This window comes from Neisseria sp. 27098_8_112, from assembly GCF_041433235.1.
Lineage (GTDB): Bacteria > Pseudomonadota > Gammaproteobacteria > Burkholderiales > Neisseriaceae > Neisseria.
On the sequence record NZ_JAPWBB010000006.1, the window covers coordinates 1 to 25,350 of the forward strand.

Consider the following 25,350-nt stretch of genomic DNA (forward strand, 5'->3'; position numbering starts at 1 on the left):
GTTTTTATTGATTACGTTCGTTATTTTCTTTTAAAAAATTTTAATAAATATAGGGTTATTAAAAAATAAAAATAATTTGCATTATTAAACATAAAGCGTTATAAATGCGTTAACAAATGAACGTTTCACTTTAGAGTTTTTTATGCTGATTGCTTTATTGATTATGCTGCGCGAGGGCATCGAAGCCGCCCTGATCGTCGGTATTGTTGCCAGTTTTTTGAAACAGTCGGGACACAGCGAGCTGATGCCGAAGGTTTGGCTGGGCGTGTTTTTGGCTTCGGTCATGTGTTTGGGTATCGGTTACGGCATTCATTCCGCTACTGGCGAGATTCCGCAAAAAGAACAGGAATTGGTGGTCGGCATCATCGGCCTGGTGGCTGTGGCGATGCTGACGTACATGATTTTGTGGATGAAAAAGGCTGCGCGTTCGATGAAACAGCATCTTCAGGATTCTGTTCAGTCGGCCTTGAACCGCGGCAGCGGCCAGGGTTGGGCCTTGGTCGGCATGGCGTTTTTGGCTGTGGCGCGCGAAGGTTTGGAGAGCGTGTTTTTCCTGCTGGCCGTGTTCCAGCAAAGCCCGACGTGGTCTATGCCGATAGGCGCGGTGTTGGGGCTGTTGGTGGCGGTTGTCATCGGTACGCTGATTTATCAGGGCGGTATGCGCCTGAACTTGGCGAAGTTTTTCCGTTGGACGGGAGCGTTTTTGATTGTGGTGGCGGCCGGTCTGCTGGCCGGTTCGTTTCGCGCGCTGCATGAGGCCGGCGTATGGAATATGATGCAGGACATCGCTTTTGATACATCGAAATATTTGCATGAAGACAGCCCTTTAGGCGTGCTGCTCGGCGGTTTCTTCGGCTATACCGACCACCCAACCGAAGGCGAAGTCCTGATTTGGCTGCTGTATCTGGTTCCCGTCATGATTTGGTTTTTGCGCGGCAGCGCGCCGACAAAAACGTTAACTAAATAAAAAGGAATGAAAATGAAAAAATTCAATCTGACTGCTTTGTCCGTAATGTTGGCTCTGGGTTTGACCGCGTGTCAGCCGCCTGAAGCCGAAAAAGCCGCGCCTGCCGCTTCAGGCGCATCCGCTGCCGCCAATGCCGACGGTTCGGTTAATATCGGCGTGAACGATACTGCTTGTGAACCAATGGAATTGACCGTCCCCAGCGGCCAAGTTGTGTTCAATATCAAAAATGACAGCGGCCGCAAGCTGGAATGGGAAATTCTGAAAGGCGTGATGGTGGTGGACGAGCGTGAAAACATCGCCCCGGGTTTATCCGACAAAATGACCGTTACCCTGCTGCCGGGCGAATATGAAATGACTTGCGGCCTGTTGACTAATCCGCGCGGTAAGCTGATTGTTACCGACAGCGGCTTCAAAGACACGGCCAACGAAGCCGATTTGGAAAAACTGGCGCAACCTCTGGCCGACTATAAAGCTTATGTTCAGGCGGAAGCCAAAGAGTTGGTCGCTAAAACCAAAGCCTTTACCGAAGCCGTCAAAGCAGGCGACATCGAAAAAGCGAAATCCCTGTTTGCCGCCACCCGCTTCCACTACGAACGCATCGAGCCGATTGCCGAACTCTTCAACGAACTCGATCCTGCCATCGACGCGCGTGAAGACGACTTCAAAGACGGCGCAAACGACGCGGCCTTTACCGGCTTCCACCGCATCGAACACGCCCTGTGGGTGAAAAAAGACGTATCCGGCGTGAAAGAGACTGCCGACAAACTGATGAAAGACGTTGAATCCCTGCAAAAAGAAATCGACGCCCTTTCCTTCCCGCCAAGCAAAGTGGTTGGCGGCGCGGCTGTTTTGATTGAAGAAGTGGCCGGCAGCAAAATCAGCGGCGAAGAAGACCGTTACAGCCATACCGACTTGAGTGACTTCCAAGCCAATGTGGAAGGCTCCAAAAAAATCGTTGATTTGTTCCGTCCGCTGATCGAAGCCAAAGACAAAGCGTTGTTGGAAAAAACCGATGCCAACTTCAAACAGGTTGAAGACATTTTGGCAAAATACAAAAAACAAGACGGCTTCGAGCTGTACGACAAACTGAGCGAAGAAGACCGCAAAGCCCTGCAGGCGCCGATTAATGCCTTGGCAGAAGACTTGGCCAAACTGCGCGGCATTTTGGGTTTGAAATAAGATAACGCGTTTTCAGACGGCCTTTGGATATTGAAAGGCCGTCTGAATCTTATTGTTGCCTACATAAATATGTCTGAAAACCGACCTTACTTCACACGATTGCAATCTTTCCGTTCCCTGCCAAGGAGCAGACCATGAGCCAAAACAAACAACCGGCACAACCCGAAAAACGAACCCTTTTCAAAACTGCCCTTGCCGCCGGCGCCATCGGCGTTGCCGGTTATTTTGCCGGTAAAAAACAAGGCGAAGCCGCCGCCGAGACCCAAAACAACCAACATTCCGAGCTGGCCTATCCGTGTTATGGCGAGCATCAGGCAGGCATCGTTACGCCACACCAGCTCTTCGGCATCATGTGTGCCTTTGACGTTACCGCCAAAGATGCCAAACAACTTGAAAACCTGTTCCGCGCCCTGACCGCCCGCATCGAATTCCTCACCCAAGGCGGCGAATACCAAGACGGCGACGACAAACTCCCGCCTGCGGGCAGCGGCATCCTCGGCAAACAATTCCGCCCCGACGGGCTGACAGTTACCGTCGGCGTCGGCAGCAGCCTCTTTGACGACCGCTTCGGCCTCAAAGACAAAAAGCCGAAACACCTGCAAGAAATGCGCGACTTCCCCAACGACAAACTCCAAAAATCTTGGTGCGACGGCGACCTCAGCCTGCAAATTTGCGCGTTTTCCCCCGAAACCTGCCAAGCCGCCCTGCGCGACATCATCAAAAATACCGCCCAGTTTGCCGTGATCCGCTGGAGCATAGACGGTTGGCTCCCTAAAGCCGAACCCGGCGCCATTGCCGCGCGCAATCTTTTAGGTTTCCGCGACGGCTCAGGCAATCCCAAAGTCGAAGATCCCAAAGTCGCCGATCAAGTCCTGTGGACGGGCGTTGCCGCCAACAGCTTGGACGAACCGGCATGGGCGAAAAACGGCAGCTATCAGGCCGTCCGCCTCATCCGCCACTTTGTCGAGTTTTGGGACCGCACCCCGATGCAGGAACAAACCGATATTTTCGGCCGGCGCAAATACAGCGGTGCGCCCATGGACGGCAAAAAAGAAGGCGACACCGCCGATTTCGCCAAAGACCCCGACGGCAAAATCACGCCCAAAGACAGCCATATGCGCCTTGCCAATCCGCGCGATCCGGAGTTTATGAAAAAACACCTGCTCTACCGCCGCGCTTTCAACTACTCGCGCGGCCTCGCCGCCAACGGCCAGCTCGATGTCGGCTTGGTGTTCATCTGCTATCAGGCCAACCTTGCCGACGGTTTCATCTTCGTGCAAAACCTGCTCAACGGTGAGCCGCTGGAGGAATACATCAGCCCGTTTGGCGGCGGCTATTTCTTCATCCTGCCGGGTGTCGAAAAAGGCAGCTTCCTCGGAAAAGAGCTTTTGGGCGTATAAATCCGCCGATGGTTTGAATAGATAAAAAGGCCGTCTGAAACCTGATTTCCAGATTTCAGACGGCCTGAGTTTTTTCTATCAAACCAAGTGTTCCGCCAAGAAAGCCAATGCGTATTCGACGGCTTGCGCCCTTACTGCTTCGCGATCGCCTGTGAAAAGCGCGGTTTGCTCAAACGAGCCTTCGGGCGTGGCCAGGCCGAACCAGACTGTGCCGACCGGTTTGGCCGCGCTGCCGCCGCCGGGGCCAGCGATGCCTGAAATACTCAAGGCGTAATCGGCTTGCGCGACGGCCTTTGCGCCGCGTGCCATTTCATAGACGGTCTCGCGGCTGACCGCACCGTGTTTCAGCAAGGTATCGGGCATGACGCCGAGGCGGTCTTGTTTGGCTTGGTTGCTGTATGTGACGAAGCTTTGATGAAACCATTGCGAGCTGCCGGGAATGGAAGTCAGTGCACCTGCAAGCAGGCCGCCGGTGCAGGACTCGGCGCAGGTAACGGTTTGACGGCGGCTGGCCAGGTGTTCAGCGATGGTTTGCAGATGGGACATGGCGGCTCCTTATGGAAATGGTGAGATTTAGGTGAGAGTTTAACCTGCTTATGTTTCAGAGAGGCTTTAGATGTAAGAAACTCTAGTGTTTTTTTCAGTATGCGAAAAATAATAATACCATGAACATCCACAAAAATACCCGCCCCATACCTTTCCAACATTAAGCCGTTTGGCGAGCCTATATACAGGATAAAATCACTGTTACTTCTCTGTCCCGATAATACCAAAGCAGCATAACCATCTACCGTACCCTCACTATTTACACCACAAAACAGCACCAACAACCAATTCAAACAAGAAAAATACGATATAAAGTGGTTAGCTAAAGTTGAGAAAACTATTGAGGAAAAACTTAAAAAAACAGGCCAAACGCCACAACAAATCCTATCCTAAAGAAATGGTGCAACACCAAATGGCTGCCTTTATTGCAAAATCAAAAATAACCGATCTAAGGGATTGCCTATTTATTGTTATTGATGATAATTCTCGAAAACTGTATGTGGCCATTTAACTAACCGTACTGCAGCCAAGACAGGCTGCGATATTATTGGACCTCTATCCGTATACTAAGTGCACCTACATGGAATATCACAGCAATGCGCTACAGCAGTTACCTGTGTGTAGAACAACATCGGCTAGAAATTTACCCTCTTCGCCCGACCGCAGACTAATGATAAGACCCGTACCCTAATGATAATGTGTCATGATAATTTTCCGTTTAGGTATTCGGAACACCGACAAAAGGAACAGTACCACTTTATGAAATTTTATAATATGGTAAAGCTTGAAAGGTGGTACGCCATTTAGAGGTCTTATAGTCTTATTTTTATTAACCTGCTATGTAAATAATTCTTTGTTTTCTTAAACCTATTTCCTTTTTTGGAAGACCTAATAGAAGCCATGACAATTTATGCCAACAAAGGCTACGACAGTATGGAAAACCAGCAATATTTGAAAGAGGATTGCTTACAAGATAGCATTATACGTAAAGCCCTCTGAAGGTAGGTTTGTTTGAACTTACTGAAAACCGTCCATAAGCTAGTACACCTATTTACGCCTAAAAAACGATCCGAATACCTAATGATTAAGTATTCGAAGAAGGAAAGGATAATTTTGGGAAGATAAAGGAAGATTTTAGAACGAAAACAGCCGAAATCCTGTGTTTGGGATTCGGCTGTCGGATAAAGAGTTTTTTGCAAAGACTCTGCCTGTTAACGGCTTTCAACAAGTTTAAACACATCTACCTTCAGAGAGCATTTACACATAATGCCTTCTGTAACTGTTGTTCTTCCTAATTCGGCCTTTTGTTTGCCCAGGCAAATTAAATATCGTATGTGGTTGAAGCGGTATCGCCGCCCTTGCCTGTCCAGTTGGTATGGAAGAACTCGCCGCGCGGTTTGTCGGTACGCTCGTAAGTGTGCGCGCCGAAGTAGTCGCGTTGCGCTTGCAGCAGGTTGGCCGGCAGACGCTCGGAAGTGTAGCCGTCAAGGAAGGTAATGGCGGAAGCCATGCAAGGCATCGGAATACCGCACTCAATCGCTTTGGCCACCACTTTACGCCATGCAGGCAGACAGGTTTCCAATACGCCTTTGAAATAAGGATCGGAACCCAAGAAGACCAAATCAGGATTGGCTTCGTATGCGTCGCGGATGTTACCCAAGAACGCGCTGCGGATGATGCAGCCTTCACGCCACAAGAGGGCGGTGTTGCCGTAATTTAATGCCCAATCGTTGTTTTCGCTGGCTTCACGAATCAGCATAAAGCCTTGTGCATAAGAAATAATTTTGGACGCCAACAGGGCTTGGCGCAAAGCATCCACCCATGCGGCTTTGTCGCCTTTAATCGGGGTAATGGTTTTGCCAAACAGGCTGTTTGCTTGGGCGCGTTGGTCTTTAAACGCGGACACGCAACGTGCAAATACGGCTTCGGAAATCAGGGTCAACGGGATACCCAAATCGAGGGCATTGATGCCGGTCCATTTGCCTGTGCCTTTTTGTCCGGCAGTATCGAGGATTTTTTCGACCAAAGGTTCGCCGTTTTCATCTTTGTAGCCCAAAATCGCGGCGGTAATTTCGACCAGATAAGAATCCAGTTCAGTTTTGTTCCACTCGTTGAAGATTTGGTGCATTTCGTCATAAGACAGACCCAAACCGTCTTTCATGAATTGGTACGCTTCACAAATCAACTGCATGTCGCCGTATTCGATGCCGTTGTGCACCATTTTGACGAAGTGGCCCGCACCGTCGCGGCCGACCCAGTCGCAGCAAGGCTCGCCTTGAGGCGTTTTGGCGGAGATGGCTTGGAAAATCGGTTTGACGGCAGGCCATGCGGCTTCATCTCCGCCAGGCATGATAGACGGGCCGTGACGCGCGCCTTCTTCGCCACCGGATACACCGGCACCGATAAAGCGGATGCCTTTTGCCGCCAGCTCGTGGGTGCGGCGGGTGGAATCGGAATAGTTGGCGTTGCCGCCGTCAATAATAATGTCGCCTTGGTCCAAAAGCGGGACAAGTTGCTCGATAAAGTCGTCCACGACAGAACCTGCGCGTACCATCATCATGATTTTGCGCGGTTTTTCCAGTTTATCCACTAAATCTTGCAATGAATAGGCACCGATAATGTTGGTGCCTTTAGCTGCGCCGTTGAGAAAATCGTCTACTTTAGCGGTGGTCCGGTTGTACGCCACGACTTTGAAACCGCGATCGTTCATATTCAAAATCAAATTTTGACCCATAACGGCCAAGCCGATTACGCCGATATCGCCTTTCATTGATGGAAGCTCCATTATTAATTTAATTTATCAACCGTAACTCTATCTGATTTACAGAGATTTAACAATCCTTAACTATCTAATTTTTTGAAAAGATGCCTTTACGTTTCAGACAGCCTTTACCTTTGGGAAAACAAACTATAAATTAGATTTTAAATAATAAATAGAAGATGATATTGAGTGCTGACACAGCTTGTTGATAACTTTGATTACATAAATTTTTCAAATACTTAGCTGATATTTTTTGATGAGGATAAAGTAAGGTCGGCCTTGTTTGCAGATGTGGGTAAAAATTTCCTGCTGCTTCATTCTGTGGGTAACTTTTTGCCTGTGCACAATCTTAGCCTGTTTTATACTTCTCCAATTGGAACTGATTGACTAGAGAAATAGTCAAATGGTTTTTTATTTCAAGCTATTTTCATATTTCCTTTTATTTAAGCTGGGAAAAGGCCGTCTGAAAATATTTCAATAAGGTGTGCATATGAAGTTTTCCTTTAGTATTAATCTGTTATCCGTTTTGATTTTGGCTGCTTGTGCGCAACAGCCGGTTCAAAAGCCTCAAGTTGCCCTGCCCTCTGTATCTGTGGACAACCATGCGCCGGAGCAAGGAACAGGGCTCACGGAGCAGAAATTAATCCGCGCCAAACATTATATGGCGGCGTCTGCCAATCCGCTGGCAACTGAAGCCGGTTATGAAATTTTGAAGCGCGGCGGCAGTGCGATAGATGCGATGATCGCAATGCAGACAACTTTGGGACTGGTTGAGCCGCAATCTTCAGGATTGGGCGGCGGCGCGTTTTTGGTGTATTGGGACAATAAGGCGAAAAAGCTGACGACGTTTGATGCCCGAGAAACAGCACCGAAAGCGGCAACATCGGAACTTTTCTTGGACGAAAACGGTAAACCGATGGGCTTTATGAAAGCTGTGGTCGGCGGCCGTTCGGTCGGTGTGCCGGGGATTCCGAAGCTGCTGGAAGATGTCCACAAGCGTTACGGCAAATTGCCGTGGGCAAGTTTGTTTGAGAAACCGATTACTTTGGCGGAACAAGGTTTTGCCGTTTCTCCTCGTATGGCGAAATCCATCGAGCAAAATTTGGAACCTTTGCAACGTTATCCACAAACCGCCACCTATTTCCTACCTGACGGCAAGCCTTTAGCTGCGGGAACGGTTTTGAAAAATCCTGAATTTGCGCGTTCCGTACGCTTGTTGGCGGAAAAAGGCAGCGCGCCGTTTTATCAGGGCGCGCAGGCGCAGAATATTGTCCGTGCCGTTACCGGTGCTGTGGATAACCCCGGCAAAATCAGCATGGCGGATTTGAAAAACTATCAAGTTATCGAGCGTAAGCCGGTTTGTGCGCCGTATCGTGAATATGAAGTTTGCGGCATGGGCGCGCCAAGTTCGGGCGCGATTACTTTGGGCGAGATTTTGGGCGTATTGCAGAATCAGGATATGAAGGGGTTGGGTGCGGAAAATATCCATAGTTGGCGCTGGATAGGCGATGCATCACGGATTGCGTTTGCCGACCGCGATCATTACATCGGCGATCCTGCGTTTGTGAACGTTCCGACCCGCGCCATGATTTCACAGGCTTATTTGAAACCGCGTGCCGAAGAAATCCGCAAGGCTGACAAGGCGTTGGAAACTATTCAGGCAGGCAAGTTCGGCAAGGAATACGCGCAAGGCATGGCGGTCGAGCTGCCGTCCACCAGTCATTTGGTGGTTGTGGATAAAGACGGCAACGTTGTATCGATGACGACTTCGATTGAAAACGCGTTCGGTTCGGGGCTGATGGCAAACGGCTATCTGCTCAACAACGAATTAACCGATTTTGCCTTCAATCCTGTCGGAGAGGACGGTAAAATCGTTGCCAACAGCGTGGCGGGCGGCAAACGGCCACGTTCTTCAATGGCACCGACCATCGTGATGAAAGACGGCAAGCCTTATATGGCGGTCGGTTCGCCGGGCGGCAGCCGCATTATCGGTTTTGTCGCTAAAACGCTGGTAGCGCATATCGACTGGGGTATGGACATTCAGACGGCAATTTCACTGCCGAATATGCTCAATCGCGGCAGCCAGTATGAAATCGAGGATAAAACCGCTGCTGCGGATAAAGCGGCTGCGTTGGAAAAATTGGGCTACAAAGTCCAAATCCGCGATTTGAATTCCGGCGTACAAGGCATTGTGATCGGCAAAGACGGTTTGCTTGGCGGTGCTGACCCGCGCCGTGAAGGCAAGGTCATGGGCGATTGATTTTATCGGTTTGACATGCAAAGGCAATCTGAAAACTTTTATGTTTTCAGATGGCCTTTTTAGTTTGGGAAAATATATGGATAAGATGTGTATAAGAATAACGTTAAATTTTAATATTTTTATTTTTCAATAAGATAAAAGGGATGGATATGTGGATAATTACTTGTGGAAAATGACATGAAAAGGCCGTCTGAACCTTTCAGACGGCCTTTTCATTGGACTGCTTTATCTATTTTCTATCAGGCTGCCGGCAACTCGTGAAAAGCGGTAGGCAAGTCTTCGTCATCGGCAAACTCAACCCATTCGTAAGCGCTTTCATCTGCCAAAACGGCGCGCAACAGCGCATTATTGATGGCATGGCCTGATTTGTAACCTTCAAATGCGCCGATAATCGGATGGCCGACAATGTACAAATCGCCAATCGCATCAAGGATTTTGTGGCGGACAAATTCATCGGGATAGCGCAAACCTTCCGGATTCAAAACATCTATGTCGTCAATCACGATGGCGTTATTCAAATTGCCGCCCAGTCCGAGATTGTGGGCGCGCATCATTTCCACTTCGTGCATAAAGCCGAAGGTACGGGCGCGGGCAATCTCATCGATATAGGATTTTCCTGCAAAATCAATCTCGAAAGTAGGTGCGCTTCGGTTGAATACGGGATGATCAAATTCGATGGTTAAAGTAACTTTAAAGCCGTCATAAGGCGTAAAGCGCACCCATTTTCCGGTTTCTTTGATTTCAACGGGTTTGAGGATTTTTAGAAAACGTTTTTGGGCTTTTTGATCGACAACGCCTGCATCTTGTAATAGGTAAATAAACGGCAGGCTGGAGCCGTCCATAATCGGAATTTCAGGCGCGTTCAATTCAATCAAGGCATTGTCGATGCCATAGGCAGACAGAGCCGACATAATGTGTTCAATCGTGCCGATGCGCACACCTTTATCGGTAACGATGGTTGAAGAGAGACGGGTATCGTTGATCAAATAAGGATTCAATTTGATCATTTCGCCCATTTCCCCACTTAAATCAGTACGGCGGAACGAAATACCGCTGTTTTCTTCGGCAGGATGCAAAGTCAGAGCGACCCTTTCGCCCGAATGCAGGCCGACGCCGGTAACGCTTACTGATTTGGCTAAAGTCCGTTGCAACATAATTGCTTCCTTTTAAAAAGTCTGATGGGCAAATGATACGTTAAAAAGGAAAAAACAAGCCATCATTTTTAATAGTATTTGCCAATATGGATGTTTTGCGAGAGAAACCTCTAGATTTAAATTATCCACAATAGTATGTGAAATTGAAGTGGGTAATTTGGGTTTTATCCACAGAAAAATAGAAGAACTAAGATTCTATCCTTTTTTATTCCGGTATTCAGTTGGGGTTGGCCTCAAAGATAAAAAGGAATTATCAAATTGGTTTTAAAGAAAGTTATTCCGTTATCCACAGATAGTTTAGTTCTTCATCAAAATCATCATTTTAAGAATTAAAATACTATGATTTGAAGAAAACACTGAATTATCAACACAAAAATGGCAAAATATGGAGAAATAGAACTAAGTTTATGATTTCCATAAACTTATGAAACTTTTAAGATTGGAAAATGGTTTTTATGAAATAAAATATCAAAAGCTAAGTCTGATTCGATTTACCTGATATTTTCCTACAAACAAGAATTTCATGTTTTCTTTATTTAAATCAAACAACTTAAAAGTAATCATCTGAAATCCTAGAAAGTAATTTTATTTCAGGATACAATGGCCTCACTGAGAAATTTTTCCCATTCCATCTAATTAGGAGTAGCAAAATGAGTATTAAAGTAGCGATTAATGGTTTTGGCCGTATCGGTCGTCTGGCATTGCGTCAAATTGAAAAAGCCCAAGGTATCGAAGTCGTTGCTGTTAACGACTTGACTCCTGCAGACATGCTGTTGCACCTCTTCAAATACGACAGTACTCAAGGCCGCTTTGAAGGCTCTGCCGAATTGAAAGACGACGCTATTGTTGTTAACGGCAAAGAAATCAAAGTATTTGCCAATCCTAATCCTGAAGAATTGCCTTGGGGCGAGCTGGGTGTGGACGTCGTCCTCGAATGTACCGGTTTCTTTACCAATAAAACCAAAGCGGAAGCCCATATCCGTGCCGGTGCGCGCAAAGTTGTGATTTCGGCTCCTGGCGGCAATGATGTGAAAACCGTTGTATACGGCGTAAACCAAGATATTTTGGATGGTAGCGAAACTGTTATCTCCGCCGCTTCTTGTACGACTAACTGCCTGGCTCCTATGGCTGCGGTATTGCAAAAAGAATTCGGTATCGTCGAAGGCTTGATGACTACCATCCATGCCTATACCGGCGACCAAAACACCCTTGACGCGCCACACCGCAAAGGCGACTTCCGCCGCGCCCGTGCCGCTGCCTTGAATATCGTACCGAACAGCACCGGTGCCGCTAAAGCCATCGGCTTGGTTATCCCTGAATTGAATGGCAAACTTGATGGTTCTGCCCAACGCGTTCCTGTTGCTACAGGCTCTTTGACCGAACTGGTTTCTGTTCTCGAACGTCCTGTTACCAAAGAAGAAATCAATGCAGCCATGAAAGCTGCCGCCAACGATGCTTTAGGCTACACTGAAGATCAAATCGTTTCTTCCGACGTTATCGGTATCGAGTACGGCTCACTCTTCGATGCGACTCAAACCCGCGTGATGACAGTTGGCGATAAACAATTGGTGAAAACCGTTGCTTGGTACGACAATGAAATGTCTTACACTTGCCAATTGGTTCGCACCTTGGAATTTTTTGCCAGCAAAATCTAAAGGATAACAGACTGAATCAATCAGTCTGTGGATGATTAAAAGGCCGTCTGAACATTTCAGACGGCCTTTTGTATGTAGATAGATTAAATTGGTAATTCAGATTGTGGATAGTTTAATCACAGTGGCACATTTTTTTTCTATCCTAAACTGTACTTCATAATCCGCAATATTCATTACATAAACCCGTTCGGGAATATCTTGATAGGCAGGGCGGGGATCTTGGGCAATGCTTTGCTCAATGAGATGTTTTTCTTCTGTGGATAAATGTTCCGTAAGAGTACTTTCTACCCAGACAACGTTCAATTCTTCAGGTTTGCCGCTGACAAAGCCTGATGATGCGTCAGGTTTGGATTCAACAAACGGGATGTAGGGTTTGATATCCACTACCGGAGTACCGTCCAATAGGTCTGCACCGCTACAATAGATGCGAACAGGTTTGCCTGTTTCGATTCGTTCGAGTTTCAGCAGGGATAAACCGAGATGATTGGGGCGGTGCGGGCTGCGCGTGGCAAATACGCCCATTTTTTGTTTGCCTCCAAGCCGTGGCGGACGCACCATTTGCGCCCAACCTTCATCCAATACGCCGTGAAAAATAAAGCTTATCCACACATAGTCGAAATATTCCAAGCCCCGAACGCTGTCTGCGGTAAATTCAGGAGTGAGTTCAATGCAAATTTCTGCTGCAGGAACCAAACCGGGTTGGCGGGCAATGCCGAATTTTTGTTTGTAGGGGGAATGAACGGTTGCAATAGGCGTAATCGAATAGGACATAATTTGTGGATAAATATTCTGTGCAAACTGTCATCATATCACAGATGTTTTCCCACATTTTGCGGTAGTAATTTGTTATAATACAAAGCATTTATTCCAAATGTCCGTACATGGGCAATAAATGCTCAATTTGAATAATATAAAATAAAATCAATAGGTTAAATTAATCCATGATTGTTTCTATCGATGTAGATGCACAAAAAACGTTTACGCCTTTGTGTCCGAAAGAATTGCCTGTTACCGAAGGTCATCTGATTGCGGATGAACTCAATGCCCAAGCTGCATTGGCGGATTTACGCGTGATGACGAAAGATGCGCATCATGCCACGGCAAAATGGCTTGTGGATAATCCTGTTGATATGTTGAAACCGACGGGTTTGTCCGATGCGGATTTGACTTGGGTGTCGCATGCGATGGTTGGAACATATGGCTATGAATTGTTGGATGGCCTGCCTTCAGCCAAAGAATACGATTATTGCGTTTGGAAAGGCGTTGATCCTGAGTTGCATCCTTACGGCGCATGTTTTCACGATATTGAGGAAAAGCTCAGTACAGGTTTGATCGAATGGTTGCGCTGTCAAAATGCAGATACAGTTATTGTCGGCGGTTTGGCAACGGATTATTGTGTGAAGACAACGGTTTTACAGTTGCTTAAAGGCGGGGCTTGGAAAGTCATTGTCAATCAGGCTGCTTGCCGTGGCATTGCTCCGGAAACGGTTGAATCTGCATGGCAGGAAATGCATTCTGCCGGAGCTATTATTTTAGAAAACGCTGAAGAAATAAGAAAATACATTAATAATCAATAAATTATATTTTTAAATTCTGTTGTTTCACGTGAAACATTTTCCAAAATATGAAGATTTTACTTGTCCGCTTGTCCAGTATGGGCGATTTAATTCATACGTTGCCCGCAGTTGAAGATTTGGCGCGACAATGTCCTGAGGTAGAGCTCCATTGGCTATGTGAGGCAGGGTTTGCAGATATTGCTCGCTTGCATCCTTTTGTCAAAAAGGTTCATGTAATGAAATGGCGGCAATGGCGTAAACACCTTTTTCAGGCTGAAACATGGCGTGAAATAGGTCGTCTGAAAACGGATTTACAGGCTGAATCTTTTGATTTTGTTTTAGATAGTCAAGGACTGATTAAAAGCGCATGCTTTGCCAAAATGGCGAAATCCCCTATTTACGGTTTGGATAAACACAGCGCGCGTGAAAGTTTGGCTGCTCTTGCATATAGTAAAACGTTTTCCGTGCTGAAAGGTAAAAATGCGGTCTGGCAAAACCGTGAATTATTCGCCCAAGTATTTGGTTATACAATGCCTGAAACGCAGGTATTTGGTTTGACGGTTTCTGAATCAGGCCGTCTGAAAAATTTGCAATTCTCCTATTACGTTGCTTTGCATGCAACCAGTCGTGACAGTAAATTATGGCCGGTAGAACACTGGCGTGCATTATTGAAAAAGTTGAATGAAGAACAACAATGCAATGTATATCTGCCATGGGGAAATGAAACCGAAAAAATGCGTGCCGAACAGATTGCAAGCGATTTACCGTTTGCTTCGGTTTGCGACAAAATGAATTTATTACAGGCTGCATTTTTATTGAAAAACGCAGAGGGTATTATTGGCGTAGATACCGGACTACTGCATCTTGCCAATGCGTTGGAAAAGCCTGTTGTAGGAATTTATACAGATACAGATCCGGTCAAGACCGGCGTTCAAGTTTCGGATTATGCAAAAAATTTAGGCGGTATTGCTCAAATTCCCAATGTTGACGAGGTTTATCAAACCTTGATGGATTGTGTTGCAGCATACGGTAAATAATTGCTGGGGGGTGGATTTATTTTCTGAGTAAATGCTTTAGAAATGATATAATTCCGCTCTATTTGCCAAGATTTATACAAATTTGGTTTTATCATGTTGGTAAAAACTGAATTGGATTTTATATAAAGAATGTATCAAAAGCAGAATGCTTGATTTGATGGACATTCTTTTTAGGAGAATTGAATGAAAGCACTGGTCGCAGTAAAGCGCGTAGTGGACTATAACGTCAAAGTTCGTGTGAAAGCCGATGGTTCCGATGTGGATATCGGTAATGTCAAAATGTCGATGAACCCGTTTGATGAAATCGCGGTAGAAGAAGCTGTCCGTTTGAAAGAAGCCGGAAAAGTAAGCGAGATTGTTGCTGTTTCTCTTGGCGAGAAAAAATGCGAAGAGACGTTGCGTACTGCTTTGGCGATGGGTGCCGACCGTGCGGTTCATGTTGAGACTGATGCGAAGTTGGAACCTTTGGCCGTTGCAAAATTACTGAAAGCTGTTGCAGATAAAGAAAATCCGCAAATTTTACTGCTGGGCAAACAGGCAATTGACGATGACGCCAACCAAGTTGCCCAAATGTTGGCTGCGTTGTTGAATGCGGCTCAAGGTACTTTTGCATCAAAAGTGCAAATTGAAGGCGAAGAAGCATTGGTAACCCGTGAAATTGACGGTGGCGAAGAAACTGTTGCATTGAAGCTGCCTGCGGTGATCAGTGCGGATTTGCGTTTGAACGAACCACGCTTTGTCAAACTTCCTAATATCATGGCGGCAAAGAAAAAACCTTTGGAAAAATTGAGTCCTGCCGATTTGGCTGTGGATATTTCTCCGCGTTTGAATACCGTGAAATTTGCTGAACCTAAAGCACGTCAAGCCGGTGTGAAAGTGGCTGATGTTGCTGAGTTGGTTGAAAAGCTGAAAAACGAAGCCAAAGTGATCTAAGGAGTATGAAATGAGCGTATTGATTATTGCGGAACATAATAACCAACATTTGAATCCTGCCACTTTGCATGCGGTAACGGCTGCCGCTAAATTGGGTAATGTAGATTTATTGGTTGCAGGCAGCAATGCTGCTGCGGTGGTTGAAGAGGCGAAACAGGTTGCAGGTGTAGCGAAAGTTTTGGCAGCTGATGCGCCCTATTACGCTGAAGGTTTGGCAGAAGAATTAGCGCCTTTGGTTGTTAAACTGGCTGCGGATTACCGCTATGTGGCTGCGACTGCAACTGCGTTTGGTAAAAATCTGTTGCCCCGGGTTGCTGCCCTGTTGGATGTGCCACAAGTTTCGGATTTAACCGAAGTTGTGGATAACTCGACATTTGTCCGTCCGATTTATGCCGGTAATGCATTTGAAACCATTCAATCCAATTCTGAAAAACTGGTACTGACTTTCCGTGCGACAGCATTTGATGTTGCCGGACAAGGCGGTAATGCAGAAGTGGTTACTGTTGAGGCAACGCCTGCTCAAAACCTGAGCCGTTTCGTAAACCGTCAACTTTCCCAATCTGACCGTCCTGAATTGACCCAGGCAAAAGTGATTGTTTCCGGTGGCCGTGCATTGGGCAGTGCTGAGAAATTCAATGAAGTATTGACTCCTTTGGCTGATGTTTTGGGTGCGGCGATTGGGGCATCCCGTGCAGCAGTGGATGCCGAGTATGCGCCAAACGATGCCCAAGTCGGACAAACCGGTAAAGTGGTTGCGCCGCAACTGTACTTTGCTATCGGTATTTCCGGTGCTATCCAACACGTTGCCGGTATGCAGGACAGTAAAGTAATTGTTGCCATCAACAAAGATGCTGACGCTCCGATTTTCAATGTGGCAGATTACGGCTTGGTTGGTGATTTGTTTGAAGTTGTGCCTCAACTGACTGAAGCACTGAAAAACTAATGTTTCACGTGAAACGTTCAGACGGCCTTTTATAACAAAGGCCGTCTGAAAATATTTTGGCATGATTACGACCTATAAAACCATTACTACACCGACACAGGCTGAATTTAAAGATAAAGGCAGTCGCTTCATTGCATACGCCTATCCGATCTGCACTTTGGCCGATGTGAAGAAATATCTCGACCCATTAAAGGAAGAGCATCACAAAGCACGACATTGGTGTTACGCCTATCGATTGGGTGTGGACGGAATGCAGTTTCGCGCAAACGATGATGGAGAACCGTCCGGAAGTGCAGGCCGCCCTATTCTGGGACAGATTGATTCTGTCGGCGTAACGGATGTGTTAGTTGTGGTTGTGCGCTATTTTGGCGGTACGCTATTGGGTGTTCCCGGTTTGATTCATGCTTATAAGGAATCAACGGCTCAGGCATTGTCGATAGCTGAAGTTGTTGAAAAGAATGTCGAAAAGACAGTTTGGTTGAAGTGTGAATATCCTGTTTTGAATGAGACTATACGGATTGCCAAACAATATCAGGCCGATATTGTGGAACAGGATTTGCAGCTGGATTGTAAGTTGACAGTGAAAATAGCGTTGGCCGATTATGAAGCCTGTATTGCCGCCTGGAAAAATACGCGCCAAATTGAAGTAAATACTGAGAAGCCGTTTGAATAAAAGGTCGTCTGAACATATTTGATCAATCAAAAGTTTCAGACGGCCTTTGATGTTTTAGCCTTGGTATCTGTCTAAAGCATTTACGCTTGAGCGCAGGTGTTCCCAAGCCAGTTGATGAAATTCTCCCAGTGCGTTCCATAGGGCATCTTCGCTCATAATGCTGTATTCGCCCTGTGTTCGCAAATCAACATCTGCCTCTTCTTCAATGGCTTGATGGCATGCTTGGTATTCGTTGGTATAGAAGTCATCCATGTCTTGCATGAGGCTTGCAGCATGTTTCCAGCGGGCGATATCTGCTTCCAGTTGTGGTAGTAATTCGCACCATTCACGGTATTTACTTTGAATTTCGTCAATACGTTTTTGCATGATTTTCCTTTCGTTGTTTGAAATTAGAGTATGGTTGTCTTGGTGCAATATTATTCTTAATTTGAAACAGCTATGCAAGATGGAACAATATTCCATCGATTGAATTTTATTTACAACATCTATTCTTCAAGGAGACGGTATGAAATTGCTCGTTATTGGTAATGGTGGACGTGAACACGCACTGGCTTGGAAATTGGCGCAGTCGTCTAAAGTAGAAACTGTCTTTGTTGCACCTGGTAATGCCGGAACGGCAATTGAGCCTAAACTGCAGAATGTGGCGTTGACGGCGCATCAAAATTTGATTGATTTTTGCCGTAATGAAAATATTGCCTTTACCGTAGTCGGCCCTGAAGCGCCTTTGGCTGCGGGTGTGGTGAATGACTTCCGTGCTGCCGGATTGAAGATTTTTGGCCCGACTCAATACGCGGCCCAGTTGGAGAGTTCAAAAGATTTTGCTAAAGCGTTTATGGCAAAATATAACATTCCAACCGCGCAATACCAAACCTTTGAAAATGCCGATGCGGCACATGATTACGTCAACCAAAAAGGTGCGCCGATTGTTATTAAAGCGGATGGTTTGGCTGCCGGTAAAGGCGTGATTGTCGCCATGACTTTGGATGAAGCTCATGCCGCTATCGACGATATGTTGTTGGGCAACAAAATGGGCAATGCAGGCGCGCGTGTTGTGATTGAAGATTTCCTGCAAGGCGAGGAAGCGAGCTTTATCGTTATGGTGGACGGTAATCATGTTTTGCCGATGGCAACCAGTCAAGACCATAAACGCCTGCTGGATGACGATAAAGGCCCTAATACCGGCGGTATGGGCGCATACAGCCCTGCTCCGGTGGTAACGCCTGATGTGTACGAGCGCGCGATGAATGAAATTATTTTGCCGACGGTGGCCGGTATGAAAGCAGAAGGTCATGAATTTACTGGCTTTTTATACGCAGGCTTGATGATTGATAAAACCGGTGCGCCTTATACCATCGAATTCAACTGCCGTTTCGGCGATCCTGAAACCCAGCCGATTATGAGCCGTTTGGATAGCGATTTAGTGGACTTGGTTGAAGCGGCAATCGACAGCAAACTGGATAGTGTTTCTGCCGAATGGAATCCGCAGACTGCAGTAGGCGTAGTGTTGGCTGCACAAAATTATCCTGATTCTCCAAAAAAAGGCGATGTGATCTTCGGCTTGGATAAGTCCAATCAAATTGGTAAAGTTTTCCATGCCGGTACTGCAACGAATGAAAAAGGCGAAGTTGTAACCAACGGCGGCCGTGTATTGTGTGTAGTCGGTTTAGGCGATGATGTTGCACAAGCTAAAAGCAAGGCTTATGAGGCATTGGAAACAATCCATTTTGACGGTATGCAATACCGTAAAGACATTGCCGATAAAGCCATCAACCGTTAATAATGAATAGAAATAGGCCGTCTGAACACAGATTGTCCGACAATCGCAGTTTCAGACGGTCTTGGTATTATGATGATGTTCCCCAGAATTTTATCGGCTGCAGCCCAACGCAGGTTGCAGGCGCATCTTAAAAAAGGCGGTTTGGTCGCCTATCCTACCGAGTCTTGCTATGGTTTGGGCTGTGTCCCTACTTTGCCTAAAGCACTCAACCAACTGATTCATCTGAAAAAACGACCACAACACAAAGGCATGATTGTTATTGGCCATAGCTTGGAACAGTTGCAACCTTTGCTGCAAAGGCCGTCTGAAAATATTCAAACCATGCTGCATGAAGCATGGCCGGCTCCGAAAACTTTTTTATTGCCGACCGGCAAAAAAGTATTGTCTTCGTTGCGAGGAAAAGGACGCAGTAAATTGGCTGTCAGGGTTCCGGCGCACGCAGGTACAAGGCGTTTGTGCCAGGTTTTGGAAATGCCTTTAGTCTCTACTTCATGCAATCGCGCAGGCAAACGGGCGTGCAAAACGGAAAGGGAAGTCAGAAGACAGTTTGGCAGGAAAGTATGGGTTGTAGGCGGATTGATAGGTAAGCAGAAAACGCCCAGCCAGATTATTGATGGAGAAACAGGAACAAGGCTGCGTTAAAGAAGGGCTGTATTTTCAAAGGAAAGGTATTTATTTGGAGAAGCAAATTTTTCCAAAAGATTGGAATAACTATGTGAAAAGCATTTAACGCAGATCCAGTTTAATGCATAGCAACCTGTAAATACAGCTTGATTAAGCAGATATTAAGTCAGTAAATAGAGTATAAAGCAGTATTTTGTGAAATGCTCTGGCAAAGAATGAAGCAAATTTTGAGCGTAAATGAATCGCTGTAATAAATTATTTTTGAATAAACAAATTTTGTGGATAAATTTGAAGATAAATTTCCATAAAAACATAAAAATGCCGTCTGAAACTTGATATTCAAAGCATTCAGACGGCCTTTTAAATATTTAAACTGTGGATAACTTTGTGAATAAGTGTGGATTAAAGCTTATGTCCGCACACAGTTTCGTATTGTTTTTCAGTAATCGTACCGCTCATGACGCTCATTGGGCGGATGCTGGTCGGCGTATAGCTTTGGTTGGAAATCACCCGGCCGTGTTCGTCCATCAGTTGCAGCGCTGCCAGGCGATAGGTTTTGTTTGAGCAATGAATTTCCCAGCTGCCGATGGCCGTTTTATAGGCCGGCGTGTTGACGAAACGTTCCTCTTTCAGTTTGGAAACGGTTTTTTTATCGCGGAAAGTAACCAGTGCGCCATTTCTTTTAATGCTGCTTCTATCAATGGCCACTTTGATATTGCCTTCAGAGATGGTGCCGATGTTGGTCCAACTACCGCTGCCGCTTGAAGTGGTGGTTGTTTCACAGGCACTCAACATCAAAGCCGCAAATACGGTTGCAGCTAAGGAAAAACGTTTGATATTCATAAAACCTCATTATTTACAGAAAGTCAGCCGATATTATCCGTGAAGATGGCATATATCGTAAATCGATTTTGCAAAGTTGAACCTCTGAAAAGAATTTTATGAAAAATACGCTGAAAAGGCCGTCTGAAACCTGTCTTTCAGACGGCCTTGAAGTGTAAAATCATGTATAATTGCAAACAATTTGGTTTTCATCCCATAGGAAGATCCGACATGATTAACCCTATCGCTGCACTTTCCCCATTAGATGGCCGCTACGCCAAATCCGTTGAAGCATTGCGCCCGATTTTCTCCGAATACGGCCTGATGCGTGCGCGTGTCAAAGTTGAATTAAACTGGCTCAAAGCCCTTGCCGTCGAGCCTAAGATTGTAGAAGTTCCTGCTTTCAGCGATTTTACGCTTGCCGAAATCGACAAAGTGATTGAAAACTTCTCACTTGAAGATGCCGCCGCCGTCAAAGCCATTGAGGCAACCACCAATCACGACGTCAAAGCCATCGAATATTGGCTTAAAGAACGCTTCTCCGGCGTGCCTGAAGTGGCTGCTGCCAGCGAGTTCATCCACTTTGCCTGCACTAGCGAAGACATCAACAACCTGTCCCACGCTTTGATGCTGCAAGAAGCGCGTGAGGCTGTTTTGCTGCCGAAACTGGCCGAAATTATCGAGAAGTTGACCGGCATGGCGCATGAGTTGGCTGCCGTCCCTATGATGAGCCGCACGCATGGCCAGCCTGCTACACCAAGCACACTGGGTAAAGAAATTGCCAATGTCGTGTACCGCCTGCAACGTCAGTTTAAAAACCTGCAAGCGCAAGAGTTTCTCGGCAAAATCAACGGCGCAGTCGGCAACTACAATGCCCATATGGTCGCTTATCCCGATGTGGATTGGGAAAACCATTGCCGCAACTTTGTTGAAATCAGCCTCGGCCTGACCTTCAACCCCTACACCATTCAAATCGAGCCGCACGACTATATGGCGGAATTCTTCCAAGCCATCAGCCGTGTCAACACGATTCTGATCGACTTCAACCGCGACGTTTGGGGCTACATTTCTTTGGGTTACTTCAAACAAAAAGTCAAAGCAGGCGAAGTCGGTTCTTCTACCATGCCGCACAAAGTTAATCCGATCGACTTTGAAAATTCCGAAGGCAACCTTGGTATGGCCAATGCCGTATTGGGCTTTTTGTCTGAAAAACTGCCGATTTCTCGTTGGCAGCGCGACCTGACCGACAGCACCGTATTGCGCAATATGGGCGTAGGCGTGGGCTATACCGTATTGGGCTTTGCCGCCCATCTGCGCGGTCTGAACAAGCTTGAACCGAATCCTGCCGCCCTTGCTGCCGATTTGGACGCCACTTGGGAGCTGCTGGCCGAGCCGATTCAAACCGTAATGCGTCGTTACGGCGTGGCCAATCCTTACGAGAAGCTGAAAGATCTGACACGCGGTAAAGACGGCATTACGCCTGAAGTGTTGAAACTCTTTATCGAGTCGTTGGAAATTCCGGCAGAAGCCAAAGCCAAATTGCTTAAGCTGACCCCTGCGTTGTATGTGGGCAAAGCCGAAGAGTTGGCAAAACGAATTTAAAAGGATTTTGTAGGGCGCACCTTCTTAGTTATTGAGATTTTTTGATAGATAAGAAACCAACCCTCTACATCCGACAAATTAAAAAGGCCGTCTGAAATCTCTTTCAGACGGCCTTTTTCGATTCAATCCGTTATTTCACTTTGTCTTTCAATGCACCGTAGCCGGCGGCGTCCATTTCTTCCAAAGGAATGAATTTCAAACTTGCGCCGTTGATGCAATAGCGCAGGCCGCCTTTGTCTTTCGGGCCGTCGGCGAAGACGTGTCCCAAGTGTGAGTCGGCGGCATGGCTGCGCACTTCGGTGCGGCGCATGTTGTAGCTGAAATCGTCGTGTTCGGTAACGGCGGCGGCATTAATCGGGTGGGTAAAGCTCGGCCAACCGCAACCGGAATCGAATTTGTCGGCGGAGCTGAACAGGGGTTCGCCGCTGACGACGTCCACGTAAATGCCGGGTTTGAACAGATGGTCGTATTCGTGGCTGAAGGCGTATTCGGTCGCGCTGTTTTGGGTAACTTGATATTGCTCTTCGGTCAGGAGGCGTTTGAGTTCGGCAGCGCCGGGTTTTTTATACGTTGCCGCGTCAAAGCCTTTGCCTTGCGGGGCAGCCTTGGTTTTGCCCGGCAGCGGTTCGTCGGCTTTGCGGATGTCGATGTGGCAGTAGCCGTTGGGGTTTTTAATCAGGTAGTCCTGATGGTATTCCTCGGCGTCGTAGAAGTTTTGCAACGGCTCGTTTTCGACGACGAGGGGCTGTTGGTATTTTTGCTGCTCGCGTTTGAGGGCGGCGGCGATAACGGCTTTTTCGGCAGGGTCTGTGTAGTACACGCCGCTGCGGTATTGCGTGCCGATGTCGTTGCCTTGTTTGTTGAGGCTGGTCGGGTCAACGACGCGGAAATAGTATTGCAGGATGTCGTCTAGGCTGAGTTTGTCGGCATCGTAGGTAACTTTGACGGTTTCGGCATGACCCGTATCGCGGTAGGACACGTCTTCGTAGCTTGGGTTTTCCGTTTTGCCGTTGGCGTAGCCGGATACTGCGTCAACCACGCCGTCTATGCGTTGGAAATAGGCTTCCAAGCCCCAGAAGCAGCCGCCGGCGAGGTAGATAGTGCGCGTATTCATGATTGCTGAATCCTTTTTCTGTGTGTCAGGTTTGTAAAATGTGTTTTTCAGACGGCCTAAATCAGCATCGGGATCGCGGATTAAAGCCAATGCCTGCGCTTCATTGATACTGCCTTTGACGATACGCTGCACGTCGCCGTCCTTGCCGATTAATGCCCACGAAGGGTAAACGCCGATATTCAGGCTTTGAGCGATGGTGCCGCCGTTGTCGGTAACGACGGGCAGCTTGGGATAGTTCAAACCGGCATACCATTTTTGAAAGTCGCCGTCTTTTTTCTCGTGCAAAAAGCCGGGCGAGGCAACGGTAATCAGGTTGGCGGAGCTAAACCGCTTGTCCTGCACCCATTTTTCGGTTTGCCCCAGTTCGGACAAACATAAAGGACACCAACTTGCCCAAAATTTAATCAGGGTCGGTTTGTCTTTTTTCAGGAAGACACTGGCAGGGCGGTTGTCAGGAGTTTTCAACGAGGACAATGCTTGCGGTACGGTTGCGGCTTCGGTATCCATCATTTTGGATGAGCAGGCGCCCAGCGCAAGCAGGCAGCCGAACTTGGCGCAAAGGGAAAAGAAGGTACGGGGTTTCATCTCTATGTTTCCTGTATGGATGGTTTGCCTTGTTAGACGTTGGAAATGCCAAAACCTGACAACCTTGATTTTCAGACGACCTTGCCACGTAAAATACGCTACAATACTCCCTATTTCAAGTTTCTAAAATTAAAAGGAAAATTTAATGTTCAGCTTCTTCCGTCGCAAGAAAAAACAGGAAACTCCGGCTCCTGAGGAGGCTCAAGTTCAGGAAACCGCAGCAAAAGTAGAATCTGAAGTTGCTCAAGTAGTTGAAAATATTAAAGAAGATGCCGAATCTTTGGCAGAAAGCGTCAAAGGGCAGGTCGAATCAGTTGTCGAATTGGCTGTTGAAACTGTCAGCGAAACCGTTGAGCAGGTTCGGGAAGCTTTGACCGAAACGCCGTCTGAAACAGTCGAAAAAGTAGAAGAACACGTTGAAGCGGCAAAAGAAGCGGCCGTTGAAACCGTCAGCGAGGCTGTTGAACAGGTTCAAGAAACCGTTACCGAGATGCCGTCTGAAGTGGCCGAGGCTGCTGAAGAAGTAGCGGAACAGGCTGAGGCGGTAAAAGAAGCAGCTGTTGAGGCAGTTAGCGAGGCTGTTGATCAGGTTCAAGAAACCGTTGCCGAGATGCCGTCTGAAGTGGCCGAGGCTGCTGAGGAAGTAGTAGAACGGGCCGAAGCGGTCAAAGAAGAAGCTGTTGAGGCAGTTAGCGAGACTATCGAGCAAGTTCAAGAAGTCGTTGCGGAAACATCGGCTGAAGCCCCTGCTCCGGTAGAAGAACACAAGCTCAGTTGGGCTGCGCGTTTGAAACAAGGCTTGACCAAATCACGCGACAAAATGGCAAAATCGTTGGCCGGCGTGTTCGGCGGCGGACAAATCGACGAGGATTTGTACGAAGAGCTGGAAACCGTGCTGATCACCAGCGATATGGGTATGGAAGCCACCGAATACTTGATGAAAGACGTGCGCGACCGTGTCAGCCTCAAAGGCCTCAAAGATGGCAACGAATTGCGCGGTGCGCTGAAAGATGCGCTGTACGACTTGATTAAGCCTCTGGAGAAACCTTTGGTCTTGCCGGAAACCAAGGAGCCTTTCGTGATTATGCTTGCCGGTATCAACGGCGCAGGCAAAACCACGTCTATCGGCAAATTGGCCAAATACTTCCAAGCACAGGGCAAATCTGTGTTGCTGGCGGCAGGCGATACTTTCCGTGCCGCCGCGCGTGAGCAGCTTCAAGCTTGGGGCGAGCGCAATAATGTGACTGTGATTTCGCAAACTACGGGCGATTCCGCAGCAGTTTGCTTCGATGCCGTCCAAGCTGCGAAAGCGCGCGGGATTGACATCGTGCTGGCCGACACCGCCGGACGCCTGCCAACGCAGCTTCATTTGATGGAAGAAATCAAAAAAGTGAAACGCGTGCTGCAAAAAGCCATGCCTGATGCGCCACATGAAATCATCGTTGTTTTGGATGCGAACATCGGTCAAAACGCCGTCAACCAAGTAAAAGCCTTTGACGAAGCTCTGGGTCTGACCGGCCTTATCGTGACCAAGCTCGACGGTACGGCCAAAGGCGGCATCCTTGCCGCCCTTGCCTCAGACCGCCCAGTTCCTGTCCGCTACATCGGCGTAGGCGAAGGTATCGACGATTTGCGTCCGTTTAATGCCAAAGCGTTCGTAGATGCCCTATTGGATTAAACAGACAGGCTGCGGCTTGTAAACGCAGTTTGCAGGGTGTTTCATGCACTTTGAAGGCTCTGTATTCGGTATGGGATACCTAAG

21 protein-coding genes are annotated in these 25,350 nt (G+C 47.2%); 14 read left to right on the forward strand and 7 right to left on the reverse strand.

Annotation, left to right across the window (positions count from 1 at the left end; genetic code table 11):
- The first annotated feature begins 142 nt into the window (after window positions 1-142).
- The 3 genes from efeU to efeB all read left to right on the forward strand — a co-directional run bounded on the left by efeU (window position 143) and on the right by efeB (window position 3,546).
- Complete coding sequence (efeU, locus tag O3682_RS05100; RefSeq protein ID WP_371508807.1) at window positions 143-967, forward strand: iron uptake transporter permease EfeU; 825 nt, start codon at window positions 143-145, stop codon at window positions 965-967.
- A gap of 12 nt (window positions 968-979) precedes the next feature.
- Window positions 980-2,146, forward strand: coding sequence for an iron uptake system protein EfeO (efeO, locus tag O3682_RS05105; protein ID WP_137041369.1), 1,167 nt, complete (start codon window positions 980-982; stop codon window positions 2,144-2,146).
- 134 nt (window positions 2,147-2,280) lie between these two features.
- Window positions 2,281-3,546: an iron uptake transporter deferrochelatase/peroxidase subunit gene (gene efeB / locus O3682_RS05110; protein ID WP_371508809.1), complete on the forward strand. Its 1,266-nt coding sequence runs from the start codon at window positions 2,281-2,283 to the stop codon at window positions 3,544-3,546.
- Window positions 3,547-3,624: 78 nt separating this feature from the next.
- On the opposite strand, the gene O3682_RS05115 is transcribed toward efeB, so the two are convergent.
- On the reverse strand, window positions 3,625-4,092 hold the full coding sequence (locus O3682_RS05115; protein ID WP_371508811.1) for a CinA family protein: 468 nt from the start codon (window positions 4,090-4,092) through the stop codon (window positions 3,625-3,627).
- 1,321 nt (window positions 4,093-5,413) lie between these two features.
- Complete coding sequence (gene gnd / locus O3682_RS05120) at window positions 5,414-6,862, reverse strand: decarboxylating NADP(+)-dependent phosphogluconate dehydrogenase (protein ID WP_371508813.1); 1,449 nt, start codon at window positions 6,860-6,862, stop codon at window positions 5,414-5,416.
- A 481-nt stretch (window positions 6,863-7,343) separates the two neighbouring features.
- Between gnd and ggt the strand changes: the two genes are divergently transcribed.
- Complete coding sequence (ggt, locus tag O3682_RS05125; protein ID WP_371508815.1) at window positions 7,344-9,113, forward strand: gamma-glutamyltransferase; 1,770 nt, start codon at window positions 7,344-7,346, stop codon at window positions 9,111-9,113.
- Window positions 9,114-9,352: 239 nt separating this feature from the next.
- On the opposite strand, the gene lpxC is transcribed toward ggt, so the two are convergent.
- Entirely contained in the window at window positions 9,353-10,267 is a 915-nt protein-coding gene (lpxC, locus tag O3682_RS05130) for a UDP-3-O-acyl-N-acetylglucosamine deacetylase (protein ID WP_371508817.1), read from the reverse strand.
- Between the two features lie 650 nt (window positions 10,268-10,917).
- On the opposite strand from lpxC, the gene gap reads away from it, so the two are divergent.
- Complete coding sequence (gap, locus tag O3682_RS05135) at window positions 10,918-11,922, forward strand: type I glyceraldehyde-3-phosphate dehydrogenase (RefSeq protein ID WP_049335677.1); 1,005 nt, start codon at window positions 10,918-10,920, stop codon at window positions 11,920-11,922.
- A gap of 96 nt (window positions 11,923-12,018) precedes the next feature.
- Here gap and tsaA read toward each other — a convergent pair whose 3' ends face one another.
- Entirely contained in the window at window positions 12,019-12,693 is a 675-nt protein-coding gene (tsaA, locus tag O3682_RS05140) for a tRNA (N6-threonylcarbamoyladenosine(37)-N6)-methyltransferase TrmO (protein WP_371508818.1), read from the reverse strand.
- 170 nt (window positions 12,694-12,863) lie between these two features.
- Between tsaA and O3682_RS05145 the strand changes: the two genes are divergently transcribed.
- The 5 genes from O3682_RS05145 (at window position 12,864) to O3682_RS05165 (ending at window position 17,064) form a co-directional block, all read left to right on the forward strand.
- The gene (locus O3682_RS05145) at window positions 12,864-13,499 is read left to right on the forward strand and encodes a nicotinamidase (protein WP_371508819.1); all 636 of its coding nucleotides are present in this window, start codon (window positions 12,864-12,866) and stop codon (window positions 13,497-13,499) included.
- Window positions 13,500-13,546: 47 nt separating this feature from the next.
- On the forward strand, window positions 13,547-14,515 hold the full coding sequence (waaC, locus tag O3682_RS05150; RefSeq protein ID WP_371508820.1) for a lipopolysaccharide heptosyltransferase I: 969 nt from the start codon (window positions 13,547-13,549) through the stop codon (window positions 14,513-14,515).
- A 183-nt stretch (window positions 14,516-14,698) separates the two neighbouring features.
- Entirely contained in the window at window positions 14,699-15,448 is a 750-nt protein-coding gene (locus tag O3682_RS05155) for an electron transfer flavoprotein subunit beta/FixA family protein (RefSeq protein WP_003686610.1), read from the forward strand.
- A gap of 10 nt (window positions 15,449-15,458) precedes the next feature.
- Window positions 15,459-16,391, forward strand: coding sequence for an electron transfer flavoprotein subunit alpha/FixB family protein (locus O3682_RS05160; RefSeq protein WP_371508822.1), 933 nt, complete (start codon window positions 15,459-15,461; stop codon window positions 16,389-16,391).
- Between the two features lie 61 nt (window positions 16,392-16,452).
- The gene (locus O3682_RS05165; RefSeq protein ID WP_371508824.1) at window positions 16,453-17,064 is read left to right on the forward strand and encodes an IMPACT family protein; all 612 of its coding nucleotides are present in this window, start codon (window positions 16,453-16,455) and stop codon (window positions 17,062-17,064) included.
- A gap of 54 nt (window positions 17,065-17,118) precedes the next feature.
- Here O3682_RS05165 and O3682_RS05170 read toward each other — a convergent pair whose 3' ends face one another.
- The gene (locus O3682_RS05170) at window positions 17,119-17,430 is read right to left on the reverse strand and encodes a DUF4298 domain-containing protein (protein WP_371508825.1); all 312 of its coding nucleotides are present in this window, start codon (window positions 17,428-17,430) and stop codon (window positions 17,119-17,121) included.
- A 139-nt stretch (window positions 17,431-17,569) separates the two neighbouring features.
- Here O3682_RS05170 and purD point away from each other — a divergent pair, with 139 nt between their 5' ends.
- Window positions 17,570-18,841 carry a phosphoribosylamine--glycine ligase gene (gene purD / locus O3682_RS05175; RefSeq protein ID WP_371508827.1) on the forward strand — a complete coding sequence of 424 codons (1,272 nt, stop codon included), beginning with the start codon at window positions 17,570-17,572 and terminating at the stop codon, window positions 18,839-18,841.
- A gap of 72 nt (window positions 18,842-18,913) precedes the next feature.
- Window positions 18,914-19,483 carry an L-threonylcarbamoyladenylate synthase gene (locus O3682_RS05180; protein ID WP_371508950.1) on the forward strand — a complete coding sequence of 190 codons (570 nt, stop codon included), beginning with the start codon at window positions 18,914-18,916 and terminating at the stop codon, window positions 19,481-19,483.
- 384 nt (window positions 19,484-19,867) lie between these two features.
- Here the strand turns inward: O3682_RS05180 and O3682_RS05185 are convergent, their stop codons facing one another.
- Window positions 19,868-20,308 carry a surface-adhesin E family protein gene (locus O3682_RS05185; protein WP_101755668.1) on the reverse strand — a complete coding sequence of 147 codons (441 nt, stop codon included), beginning with the start codon at window positions 20,306-20,308 and terminating at the stop codon, window positions 19,868-19,870.
- 210 nt (window positions 20,309-20,518) lie between these two features.
- On the opposite strand from O3682_RS05185, the gene purB reads away from it, so the two are divergent.
- Window positions 20,519-21,889 carry an adenylosuccinate lyase gene (gene purB, locus O3682_RS05190; RefSeq protein WP_371508830.1) on the forward strand — a complete coding sequence of 457 codons (1,371 nt, stop codon included), beginning with the start codon at window positions 20,519-20,521 and terminating at the stop codon, window positions 21,887-21,889.
- Window positions 21,890-22,019: 130 nt separating this feature from the next.
- On the opposite strand, the gene msrAB is transcribed toward purB, so the two are convergent.
- The gene (gene msrAB, locus O3682_RS05195; protein WP_371508832.1) at window positions 22,020-23,588 is read right to left on the reverse strand and encodes a bifunctional peptide-methionine (S)-S-oxide reductase MsrA/peptide-methionine (R)-S-oxide reductase MsrB; all 1,569 of its coding nucleotides are present in this window, start codon (window positions 23,586-23,588) and stop codon (window positions 22,020-22,022) included.
- 145 nt (window positions 23,589-23,733) lie between these two features.
- Here msrAB and ftsY point away from each other — a divergent pair, with 145 nt between their 5' ends.
- Window positions 23,734-25,266 (forward strand): signal recognition particle-docking protein FtsY, encoded by a 1,533-nt coding sequence (ftsY, locus tag O3682_RS05200; protein ID WP_371508834.1) that lies wholly within the window; start codon window positions 23,734-23,736, stop codon window positions 25,264-25,266.
- The last annotated feature ends 84 nt before the right edge of the window (window positions 25,267-25,350 follow it).

What these genes read in the sequence shown, in the direction of transcription:
- efeU (WP_371508807.1), top strand. Translation starts at nt 143, where the DNA reads ATGCTGATTGCTTTATTGATTATGCTGCGCGAGGGCATCGAAGCCGCC.
- efeO (WP_137041369.1), top strand. Translation starts at nt 980, where the DNA reads ATGAAAAAATTCAATCTGACTGCTTTGTCCGTAATGTTGGCTCTGGGT.
- efeB (WP_371508809.1), top strand. Translation starts at nt 2,281, where the DNA reads ATGAGCCAAAACAAACAACCGGCACAACCCGAAAAACGAACCCTTTTC.
- O3682_RS05115 (WP_371508811.1), bottom strand. Translation starts at nt 4,092, where the DNA reads ATGTCCCATCTGCAAACCATCGCTGAACACCTGGCCAGCCGCCGTCAA.
- gnd (WP_371508813.1), bottom strand. Translation starts at nt 6,862, where the DNA reads ATGAAAGGCGATATCGGCGTAATCGGCTTGGCCGTTATGGGTCAAAAT.
- ggt (WP_371508815.1), top strand. Translation starts at nt 7,344, where the DNA reads ATGAAGTTTTCCTTTAGTATTAATCTGTTATCCGTTTTGATTTTGGCT.
- lpxC (WP_371508817.1), bottom strand. Translation starts at nt 10,267, where the DNA reads ATGTTGCAACGGACTTTAGCCAAATCAGTAAGCGTTACCGGCGTCGGC.
- gap (WP_049335677.1), top strand. Translation starts at nt 10,918, where the DNA reads ATGAGTATTAAAGTAGCGATTAATGGTTTTGGCCGTATCGGTCGTCTG.
- tsaA (WP_371508818.1), bottom strand. Translation starts at nt 12,693, where the DNA reads ATGTCCTATTCGATTACGCCTATTGCAACCGTTCATTCCCCCTACAAA.
- O3682_RS05145 (WP_371508819.1), top strand. Translation starts at nt 12,864, where the DNA reads ATGATTGTTTCTATCGATGTAGATGCACAAAAAACGTTTACGCCTTTG.
- waaC (WP_371508820.1), top strand. Translation starts at nt 13,547, where the DNA reads ATGAAGATTTTACTTGTCCGCTTGTCCAGTATGGGCGATTTAATTCAT.
- O3682_RS05155 (WP_003686610.1), top strand. Translation starts at nt 14,699, where the DNA reads ATGAAAGCACTGGTCGCAGTAAAGCGCGTAGTGGACTATAACGTCAAA.
- O3682_RS05160 (WP_371508822.1), top strand. Translation starts at nt 15,459, where the DNA reads ATGAGCGTATTGATTATTGCGGAACATAATAACCAACATTTGAATCCT.
- O3682_RS05165 (WP_371508824.1), top strand. Translation starts at nt 16,453, where the DNA reads ATGATTACGACCTATAAAACCATTACTACACCGACACAGGCTGAATTT.
- O3682_RS05170 (WP_371508825.1), bottom strand. Translation starts at nt 17,430, where the DNA reads ATGCAAAAACGTATTGACGAAATTCAAAGTAAATACCGTGAATGGTGC.
- purD (WP_371508827.1), top strand. Translation starts at nt 17,570, where the DNA reads ATGAAATTGCTCGTTATTGGTAATGGTGGACGTGAACACGCACTGGCT.
- O3682_RS05180 (WP_371508950.1), top strand. Translation starts at nt 18,914, where the DNA reads ATGATGTTCCCCAGAATTTTATCGGCTGCAGCCCAACGCAGGTTGCAG.
- O3682_RS05185 (WP_101755668.1), bottom strand. Translation starts at nt 20,308, where the DNA reads ATGAATATCAAACGTTTTTCCTTAGCTGCAACCGTATTTGCGGCTTTG.
- purB (WP_371508830.1), top strand. Translation starts at nt 20,519, where the DNA reads ATGATTAACCCTATCGCTGCACTTTCCCCATTAGATGGCCGCTACGCC.
- msrAB (WP_371508832.1), bottom strand. Translation starts at nt 23,588, where the DNA reads ATGAAACCCCGTACCTTCTTTTCCCTTTGCGCCAAGTTCGGCTGCCTG.
- ftsY (WP_371508834.1), top strand. Translation starts at nt 23,734, where the DNA reads ATGTTCAGCTTCTTCCGTCGCAAGAAAAAACAGGAAACTCCGGCTCCT.